This is a genomic window from Nonomuraea sp. NPDC005501 (assembly GCF_040605905.1).
Classification (GTDB): Bacteria; Actinomycetota; Actinomycetes; order Streptosporangiales; family Streptosporangiaceae; genus Nonomuraea.
Genome location: NZ_JBEXDT010000168.1, coordinates 1 through 9,818, shown reverse-complemented (window position 1 = coordinate 9,818; position 9,818 = coordinate 1). Strand labels below are relative to the sequence as shown.

Annotated in this window: 5 protein-coding genes and 2 pseudogenes; 4 read left to right on the top strand and 3 right to left on the bottom strand. The window is 74.2% G+C overall.

Annotated elements, in window-relative coordinates; translation table 11 throughout:
- From ABZS51_RS41350 to ABZS51_RS41335, 4 genes and pseudogenes are all read left to right on the top strand, one after another.
- Window positions 1-82 (top strand): annotated as a pseudogene (locus ABZS51_RS41350) (translation initiation factor IF-1); the annotation flags it as partial.
- Window positions 83-138: 56 nt separating this feature from the next.
- The gene (locus ABZS51_RS41345; protein ID WP_310709329.1) at window positions 139-429 is read left to right on the top strand and encodes an MTH1187 family thiamine-binding protein; all 291 of its coding nucleotides are present in this window, start codon (window positions 139-141) and stop codon (window positions 427-429) included.
- Window positions 430-561: 132 nt separating this feature from the next.
- Complete coding sequence (locus ABZS51_RS41340) at window positions 562-2,160, top strand: FAD-dependent monooxygenase (protein ID WP_355453446.1); 1,599 nt, start codon at window positions 562-564, stop codon at window positions 2,158-2,160.
- A gap of 402 nt (window positions 2,161-2,562) precedes the next feature.
- Window positions 2,563-6,186, top strand: coding sequence for a serine/threonine-protein kinase (locus tag ABZS51_RS41335; protein WP_355453443.1), 3,624 nt, complete (start codon window positions 2,563-2,565; stop codon window positions 6,184-6,186).
- A 131-nt stretch (window positions 6,187-6,317) separates the two neighbouring features.
- Here ABZS51_RS41335 and ABZS51_RS41330 read toward each other — a convergent pair whose 3' ends face one another.
- From ABZS51_RS41330 to ABZS51_RS41320, 3 genes and pseudogenes are all read right to left on the bottom strand, one after another.
- Window positions 6,318-7,526 (bottom strand): hypothetical protein, encoded by a 1,209-nt coding sequence (locus tag ABZS51_RS41330; RefSeq protein ID WP_355453441.1) that lies wholly within the window; start codon window positions 7,524-7,526, stop codon window positions 6,318-6,320.
- Window positions 7,527-7,804: 278 nt separating this feature from the next.
- Window positions 7,805-9,547: a malto-oligosyltrehalose trehalohydrolase gene (treZ, locus tag ABZS51_RS41325; protein WP_355453438.1), complete on the bottom strand. Its 1,743-nt coding sequence runs from the start codon at window positions 9,545-9,547 to the stop codon at window positions 7,805-7,807.
- Window positions 9,537-9,818 (bottom strand): annotated as a pseudogene (locus ABZS51_RS41320) (malto-oligosyltrehalose synthase); the annotation flags it as partial. The gene treZ and the pseudogene ABZS51_RS41320, both read right to left, overlap by 11 nt.

The window sequence follows — 9,818 nt, the reverse complement described above, 5'->3', positions numbered from 1 at the left end:
CAAGATCTTGCCGTACGACCGGGTGCTCGTCGAGCTCAGCCCGTACGACCTCACCCGCGGCCGGATCCTCTTCCGATACAGGACCCGCGCCGTGGCCCGCCGCCAGTCCAGCCGAGACCGTGCACGAGGGGGCACAGCGTGATCGTCGCATTCTCCATCACCCCGCTGGGCGTCGGCGAAGGGGTCGCCGAGCCGGTGGCCCGCGCCGTCCGGGTGGTCAGGGAGAGCGGGCTGCCCAACCGCACCGACGCCATGTTCACCACGGTCGAGGGCGAGTGGGACGAGGTGATGGCCGTGGTCAAGCGGGCCGTCGACGCGGTGGCGGAGGTCGCGCCCCGGGTCAGCCTCGTCCTCAAGGCCGACCTGCGCGAGGGCGTCACGGACGGGATGACCAGCAAGCTCGAGTCCCTGGAACGCCACCTCCCCTGAGGGACCGGCCCCCGGAAGCCCCGGGGGCATCAGGCACGCAAACGCGATATGTCTTGACCTGTTCGCAGACGCGACATATCGTGTCGCTCGAACGCGATATTACGCGTGTCCTGATCCTTCTGAGAGGTGGACATGAAGCACGAGCGAGTGCCCGTCCTGGTGGTCGGCGGCGGCTACGCCGGGCTCAGCGCGGCCCTGCTGCTCGCCTGGCGCGGCATCCCCGTCATGCTCGTCGAGCGGCATCCCAGCACCTCGATCCAGCCCAAGGCGTTCGGCGTCATGCCCCGCGCCGTCGAGCTGCTGCGCCCCGTACCCGGCGTCGAGCACCTCCTCGGCCAGATCTCCCAGGGCATCGGCGACGGCATGCGCATGGCCATCGCCCCCAGCCTCAGCGCGCCCGACCCCCACATGATCATGGAGAGCGAGGACGAGTCGCTCGGCTTCCTCCACGAGCTCACCCCGGCCATCAGGGTCGGCGCCCCGCAGGCCGAGGTGGAGCGCCTGCTCCGGGCCAAGGCCGAGGAGCTCGGCGCCGATCTGCGCTTCTCCACCGAGCTGGTCACGCTCGACCAGGACGGCGAGGGCGTGACGGCGGTCATCCGGAGCTACGGCGCGGAGAGCATGGTCCGGGCCGACTACGTGGTCGCCGCCGACGGCTACCGCAGCCCGCTGCGCGAGGCGCTCGGCATCCCGACCATGGGCAAGGGCGAGCTCGGGCGGATGTACTCGATCATGTTCGACGCCGATCTCACCGGGCTCGTGCGCGAGCGCGAGGTCACGCTGTGGTACCTGCGGAACGACGTCTTCACCGGTGTGATCGTCACCGGCACCGGCGTCGGCGCGCACGTGGTCGGCGTCAACTACGACCCCGCCAAGGGCGAGAGCGACGCCGACTTCACCCCCGAGCGCTGCGTGGAGCTGGTACGCCTGGCCACCGGCGTACCGGACCTGGACGTGCGGCTCCTCGACACGACCTCGTTCACCATGGCGCACGTCCTGGCCGAGCGGTACCGCCACGGGCGGGTGTTCCTGGCCGGCGACGCGGCCCACACCATGCCGCCCACGGGCGGGCAGGGCGGCAGCACGGCGCTCCAGGACGGCTGCGACATCGCCTGGCGGCTCTGGCTCGTCCTCACCGGCCAGGCCGGGCCCGGCTTCCTCGACACGTACGACGCCGAGCGCCGCCCCGTCGGCGCCCTGACCGCCGACGCGCAGCTCGCCAACCTGGGGGTGCGGATGCCGCCCGCCCAGCGCGTCGACTACCCCGAGCCGCTGGAGGACCCGGCGGCGGTCATCATCGGCTACCGCTACCACTCGACGGCCATCCTGGACGAGCCGGGCGACGACGGCTCGCTGCTGGAGGACCCGCGCGTGCCCAGCGGCCGTCCCGGCAGCAGGGCCCCGCACGTGGTCCTCGACTGGGACGGCCGGCACATCTCGACCATCGACCTGTTCGCGACGGGGTTCGTGCTGATGACCGGGCCGAAGGGCAGGGCGTGGACGGACGCCGGGCGCCGGGTGCAGGACCTGCTGGGGATCCAGCTCACGCGCGTCATAGTGGGCGACGAGCTGAAGGACGTGGACGGGGTCTTCGAGGAGCGGTACGGCGTGGGCGGGGGCGGCGCCGTGCTGGTACGGCCCGACGGATACGTCGCCTGGCGCTCACCGGGACCGGACCCGGCACCGGCGGCCACGCTGGAGCGCGCCCTGCGCCGTCTCCTCAGCCGCTGACCCGCCGCACCGGTTCGAGGGCGTCTCGGGCGACGGGCGCTCGTGGAGGCCGGCGCCCGTCGCAGTTCGAGGGCGTCTCGGGCGGCGGGCGCTCGTGGAGGCCGGCGCCCGGAGACGGGACGAGGCCGGCCCCGTCGTGGCGTGGACGCCCATCGCGCGCCGCGTCATGACCTCCGCACCCGCCCCCCCCGCGACTGCCCGCCAGGTAGTCCCTCCCTGGCCCGCGCCGGCCGCGCCGCCGATCGGGGCTGCACCTGGTGGCGCGGGAGGTCCGAGGTGCCGCAGGCCACGCCCGGAGCTGAGCTCCCCGCTCGGGACCGAGGCGGGCAGGGGCTGCATGGTCCTGCGGTTTTCCCTTCTGCGCTCGGCAACCACCCGGTCTCGGTGGTAGTCCAACCCCGTGTGAGGAGCGCACTGATCGACGGGGACCCGCAGCGGCTGGGCGCCTACTGGCTGGCCGGGCGGCTGGGCGCGGGCGGCCAGGGCGTCGTGTACGAGGCGTACGACCAGGCCGGCACGCGGGTGGCGGTCAAGCTGCTGCGGGGCGACCTGGCCGGCGTGACCGAGGTGCGGGGGCGGATGGCCAAGGAGGTCGTCGCGGCGCAGCGGGTGGCGTCGTTCTGCACCGCCCGCGTTCTCGGCGCGGATCTCGACGGGCCCAGGCCGTACATCGTCAGCGAGTACGTCGAGGGCCCGAGCCTGCGGGCGGCCGTGATGGGCGGGCGGCGCTTCACCGGGGACGACCTGCACCGGCTGGCCACGGCGATCGCCACCGCGCTGACCGCCGTCCACGACGCGGGCGTCGTCCACCGCGACCTCAAACCCGACAACGTGCTGCTCGGGCCCGACGGCCCCCGGGTGATCGACTTCGGCGTGGCCAGGACACAGGAGATGTCGCTCACCACGACCGGGGTGGTGGCGGGCACGCCCGGCTACATGGCGCCCGAGGTGTTCTCGGGGGAGCGGGCGGGGCCGGCTGCGGACGTGTTCGCGTGGGGCGCCGTGGTGCTGTTCGCCGCCACCGGCAAGGACCCGTTCTCAGGAGAGTCGCTGGGCGCGGTCATGCACCGCGTGCTCTCGCACGAGCCTGACCTCGCCGTGCTGCCCGGCTCGCTGCGCAGCCTGGTCCGCGCGGCGCTGGCCAAGGACGGCGCGCGCCGCCCGCGCTCGCGCGAGCTGCTGCTGGGGCTCCTCAGCGCGGACGGGCTCGTCGGACCGGCGGTCGGCCTGCTCGGCAACGACGGGCTCACCGGACAGCCGGACGGCTTTCTCCGCACCGACGGGCTCACCGGACAGCCGGACGGCCTGCTCGGCACCGACGGGCTCACCGAACAGCCGGACGGCTTTCTCCGCACCGACGGGCTTGCCGGACAGGCGGACGGGCTCACCGAGGCGGACGGGGCCGTGGACACGGCCCGGCTGCTCGCGCGCGGCGCGAGCGACGGCAAGCGGATCGGCGTGGCCGGCGGCGACCCGGCGCTCGGCGTCATCGCCGAGGACGCCTATGCCGCCCTCTCCCCCGCCGACAGGGAACTGGTGCCGGACATCTTCCTGCGCCTGGTCACGGTCACCGAGGACGGTACCCTCGTGCCGCGCGAGGCGCGCATGTCCGAGCTGCCCCCGGACGCCGACCGCGCGCTGGCCGCGTTCGCCTACCTCGTGTCGGCCGTGGACGGCGGGGAGCGGCTCCGGCTGCTGCGGCCCGCCCTGCCGTTGGCCTGGCCTCGGTTGCGGGCCTGGATCGCGGCCAACCGGGACGGACTGTCCATCCACCGGCAGATCCTCACGGCCGCCGAACGCTGGAAGGAGCGCGGGCGCAAGGACGCCGACCTCCTGCACGGCAGCTCCCTCGACGACGCGCTGCGCTGGGCCGCCGCCGAACGCCGCAACATCACCCTCACGCCCGCCGAGCGGGACTTCCTGGAGGCCGGCGCCGCGCTCACCAGGCGTCGTTCGCGGCGTACCAGGGCGCTGGCCGCCGGCCTCGGCGTCCTGCTGGTGGTGTCGCTGGTCGCGGGCGGTTTCGCGGTACGGCAGAGCGCCACCCTGGCCGAGCAGGGGGACACGCTCGTCCGGCAGCGCGACACGGCCGAGTCCGCCAGGCTGGCGGGCGTCGCGGAGTCGGTGCGCGGCCGCGACCCCGTGCTCGCCATGCTGCTCAGCGCGGCCGCCGGACGGCTCTCGCCCACGGCCGAGGCGCGATCGAGCCTGCTCGCCTCGATCGCCGATCCGGCCACCGGCGCCTTCCACGATCCCACGACGGGCCCGGACGTGGCCCGCGCGCTCAGCGCCGACGGCCGCACGCTGGTCAGCGTCAGCCCCGGCGAGGTGCGGATGTGGGACGTGGCGACCGGCCGCCGCACGGGCGGCTTCACCGGCAGCCTCACCGCCCCGGGCCGGCCCGCCGCGCGGCTGCGGCAGGTAGCGGTCAGCGAGGACGGCCGGCTGCTGGCCGTGGCCGACACCAAGGGCGTGGCGCTGTGGAGCCTCGCCACCGGCACCCGGGTCGGCTCGCGCGTGCCCGCCAGCGACGAGATCGACCTGGAGGTCTCCTTCAATGGCGGCCTCCTCGTCATCGACTACGGGCAGGGCAAGGACATCCGCGACCCGCGTACCGGACGGACCACCATGGTTCCCACGCTCGACAAGGTCGCGGTCCACCCCGGCGGTGACTACGCCGTGGGAGGCGGAAAGCGCTGGGCACTGCCCTCCGGCAAGGCCCAGCCCGGCTTCCCCGGCATCTGTTCGAACTGCGCCGCCTGGGCGGCCTTCAGCCGCGACGGGCAACGGCTCGCCATCGCCGACGACAAAGGGCTCACCGTCTTCGACGCCCGGACCCGCAAGGAGATCGCCTTCATCGGCGACTGGGACCGCATGGCGACACCGGTCTTCGACCGGAACGGCCGGCTGCTCGCGGGGCTGGGCACGACGCTGCGACTCTACGACGTGGACGCCGACGATCCCCTGGTGTACGAACGCGAGCTACCCGACCTGGCGTCCGCGGTCGGGTTCGGGCCGGACGGCCTGCGGTACCTGAGCGAGGACGCTGTCGTCACGCTCCCGCCGCCGGCGGTCTCGGCGGAGCCCGTGGACGAGGTCGAGCTCGACCCGCACGGCCGGTGGCTCGCCTCCCACGCGCTGGACGCGCCGGAGGTGCGGCTGGCCGGCTCCCGCACGTGGGCCGAGTCCCGGGTACGGACGGCCGGCAGGGCGCTGGCCGCTGGTCCGTCGGACCCGTACGACAGCGAGCTCACCTTCAGCCGCGACGGCGGCCGGCTCGCGCTGCGGCGCAGCGACAACGTCGTCGTCTGGGACACCGCCACCGGAGGCGAACTGGCCAGGGTGCCGCTCGCCGGCATCACCGACGGCGCGCTCCCCGGCCCAGCCGGGCTGTGGACGGCCGAGGAGAAGACGTTCACCCTCTGGGCGCTGCCTGGCGGCCGGCGGGTCAAGCAGGTGTCCAGGCCGCGCCTGTTCGGGTGGACGGCGAACGCGGATGGCCGGCTCGTCGGCCTCGACGCGGACCGGCTGCGCATGGTCGACCTGGAGAGCGGGCAGCCTTACGGGCCGCGGTTGCCGTTCCCGGGGGCGACGGAGGAGGTCTGGTTCGGCGCGGACATGAGGCTGGTCGCCGCGAACTTCGCCGGCAAGGTCGGCATCTGGGACACACTCACAGGAGCCCAGGTGGGCGACTGGCTGCGGGTGGGGGCGCCGTCGTGGGCGGCCGCGTTCTCGGCCGACGGCGGGCTGTTCGCGTTCGCGGCGCAGGACAACACGCTGACCGTCTGGGACGTGCGGCGCGGGCAGCAGGTGGGGCCCGTGGTGCAGTTGACGGACAGCGCGCGGTCGGTCGCCTTCACCGACGACGCGGAAGTGGTGGCGATCGGCAGGAAGGCACGGCTGACACGGCTGCCCGTGGCGGTCGGGCCGCTGCTCAAGGCGGTGTGCGCCCGGGCCGGACGGACCCTCACCGCGGCGGAGTGGGCGCGCCACCTCCCCGGCCGGCCGTACCGGGCTGGGTGCTGACGGGAGCCTCGTCAGCCGCGGAGCGGGTCGCCGCCGAGGATGCCCCGGACGAACTGTGGCATCGTGACGGGCGCGGCGAACGGGCAGTCGCCCAGTGCCTGCCGGACCACGAGCCGGGCGCAGGTTGCCGCTCATGCTGCGAGGGGGTAGGGCGAAGGGGTGTGTCGGAGCGGGTTCGCCTCCTGGGTGGCGCAGAGCCAGTCGTTGAGGGAGCCGGTGAAGCCGGAGGGCGGGCCGACCTTGAGGCACATCGCCTGGCCCGTGCCGGGGACGGGGGCGACCTTGAGGCGGCGGACGCTGCCGGGCCGGCCCGCGCCCGGGGCCTGCGGCTCGCAGGGGGTCAGGCGTACGCCGAAGGACGGACCGTCGAACGCGGTAGCGGCTGAAGATGTGGCGCGCCGGGCCTGAACGGCGGCCGGGACCGACGTGGCTCGCCGGGCGTGAACGGCCGCCGGGACCGACGTGGCCCGGGCCTGAACGGCGGCCCGGACGGACGTGGCAGGCGGGGCCGGAACGGCCGCCGGGACGGCCGCCGGGACGGACGTGGCGCAGCCGGGTGGGCGCGGCCGCTCGGCCGATATGGCGGACAGCGGTTCGGCCGGCGGGCCGATGTGGAGGTGGTCGTCGATCACGCGGACGTCGGCCTCCGGGTGCGCGGCCAGGAACGTCAGGTGGTCCGCCACCAGGCGGTGGGCCACCGCGCGGAGCAGGTTGGTCGCGCACAGCGTGTGCGCGCAGGCCGCACCGTCGATGGTGATCTCCGGCAGCGCGAAGCGGCGCAGGCCCCGGGAGGTCACCCGCAGGCAGTCGCACGCCGCCGTGTCGGCCGGGTCCCACGGCGGGCACGTCGCGTCGTCGTGGACCTGGATGTCCCAGCCCAGCCAGTCGTCGGCCGGCCGGAACTCGGCGGGCTCGTCGGGGCACCGGTCGCAGTGGGGCACCGTCGTGCCCGTCAGCGGATCGATGACCAGTCCGCCGCACTGGCGGGCCAGGGCCCGGGCCGTGGCGCGGGCGACCTGCGCGTTGCCGGGGAGTGCGTGCGGTGGCGCCGTCGAGGAGACGACGAGGTGGTGTCTCGCCCGGCGTAGTAGCTGCCGCTCGTCGTGGTGCAGCGTGGCGGCCGTCGGTCTCCAGGGGGTGGGGTGGGGATCTTCCCATGGCGGGAGGGGAGCCTGGGGGGCTACTTCGAGGCCGGGTGTGCCGTAGGCGGTCATCGCGGCCTTGCGGAACGGGCGGCCGACGCGCCAGGGCACCAGCTCCGGGACCGGGCATGGCAGGCGCTCGACGGCGACGACGAACCGGCACGTCAGGGATGCGGGGACGGGCAAGGTGATCTTCATGTGGGCCTCCGGGACGGGATGAGGCCCTCAGGGTGGCGAAGAGGGTGGGTGGGCGGTGCGGCCGAATGCGGTTCTGTGGATGGTGGGGCCGGGCACAGGGCGGCTGTGGATGACGAAGGCCCGGGCAGGCTGACGTGCCGGTTCCGTGGATGGCAGGGGCGGGGCAGGAGTCGTGGGCATCCCGCCGGATCAGGACGGTGCGCCCTCGCCGGTAAGTAGTAGTGGCGAGGGCGCACCGGCAGGGCCTCTGGTGGCAGGGCCTCTGGTGGCAGGGCGCGTCAGGTGGGCGGGGCCTGGGTCGTGCGGCAGATGGCGAGGCTCTGGGAGGGGAGTCGGAGGCCGTCCTCGCCCGCCGACACGTTGTCGTCCGCCGCCAGCAGCACCGTCGCCACCCGCACCGGCAGTGTCACCGCGTCGGCGCCGAAGTTCACCGCCACGCACACCGACTCGCCGCGCCACATGACCAGCCATTCGCCATCCGGGTCGTGCTCGACGCGGACCCGGTCGAAGCGCGGGTCCGACAGCTCCGGCAGCGCCTTGCGCAGGGCGATCAGGTCGCGGTACCAGCACAGCAGCGACCAGTGCGCCTCCTCCTTCAGCTCCCCCCAGTCGAGTTTGGCGTTGAGGAACGTCTGCTCGTCCGACGGGTGCGGCGCCTCCCACGCGTAGCCGAAGCCCTCGAACTCCTGCTCGCGGCGGTCGTCCTCCGACTCGCGCAGCTCCGGCTCGACGTGGTCGGAGAAGAACGGGAACGGCGTGCGCGCCCCCCACTCCTCCCCCATGAACAGCATGGGCGTGAACGGCGACGTCAGCAGCAGTCCCGCGCCCAGCCTGAGCGCGGGAATGGGCAGCCGGTCGCCCGCCGGGCGGTTGCCGATCTGGTCGTGGTTCTGGAGGCAGGCGACGAGCCGGTGGCCGGGCACCCCCGTGTACGGGCTGCCGTGCGTGCGGCCCCGGAACGTGGAGTAGCCGCCGTCGTGGACGACGCCCGAGGTCAGCACCTTGGCCAGGGCGTCCAGGCCGGCGAAGTCCTCGTAGTAGCCGTGGGTCTCGCCGATGACCGCGGTGTGCAGGGCGTGGTGGACGTCGTCGTTCCACTGCGCGGTCATGCCGAGGCCGCCGGCGTCCAGCGAGCGCACCATGCGCGGGTCGTTCAGGTCCGACTCGGCGATGAGCGACAGCGGCCGGCCGACGGCGCAGGCCAGCGCGTCCACCTCGGCCGACAGCTCGGCCAGCAGGTGCGTGGCGCGCTTGTCGTGCAGCGCGTGGACGGCGTCGAGCCGCAGCCCGTCGATGTGGTAGTCGCGCAGCCACTGCAACGCGTTCTCGATGAAGTAGCGGCGCACCTCGTCCGAGCCGGGCCCGTCGAGGTTGACCGCCTCGCCCCAGTAGCTCCCGGCGAAGCCCGAGAAGTACGGGCCGAACGGGTGCAGGAAGTTGCCCGACGGGCCGAGGTGGTTGTAGACCACGTCGAGGATGACGCCGATGCCCTTGCGGTGGCAGGCGTCCACGAAGGACTTGAGCCCGTCGGGCCCCCCGTACGTCTCGTTGACCGCGTACAGGTCCACCCCGTCGTAGCCCCAGTTGCGCCCGCCCGGCACGGGCGCCACCGGCATGATCTCCACGAAGTCGACGCACAGCTCCGACAGGTGGTCGAGCCGTTCGACGGCCGCCTCGAACGTCCCGTCCTGGGTGAACGTGCCGACGTGCATCTCGTAGACGACCGACCCGCGCAGGTCGCGGCCGGTCCACTCGTCGTCGGACCAGGTGAAGCGGCCGTGGTCGTAGACGGCGCTCGGGCCGAAGATGCCGTCGGGCTGCCGTCGCGAGCGTGGGTCGGGGTACGGCCCGCCGCCGTCCACCACGTACGCGTACCGCGTCCCGTGGGTGGCCTCCGGCACGTCGGCCGTCCACCAGCCGTCCGGCCGCTGCCGCATGGGCCGCCTGCCGCCGAGGACGTCGATCTCGACAGCCGTGGCCTTCGGTGCCCAGACCTCGAAGGTCTTGTCGCTAAAGGTCATGTCTCTCCAGAAGTGCGACGGGATGCCGGTTGAGCAGGTGTGCGAGCGGGACTCGGCCCGTGTGGACGGCACCGGTGAGCAGGTCACGCCAGGAGCCGGGCGGCAGCGTGAGCGTGGTGGCGCCCCAGCCGCCGCGGCGGGCCAGGCGCACCGGGAGGCGGGTGGCGACGGCGACGGCCCGCGCCCGCCCCTCGTCGCCCGGGGTGCCGGTGCCGCCCGCGGCCGCCGGGCCGCCGGTGGTGAGCGCGCCGGCCCCGTCACGGACGGCGCG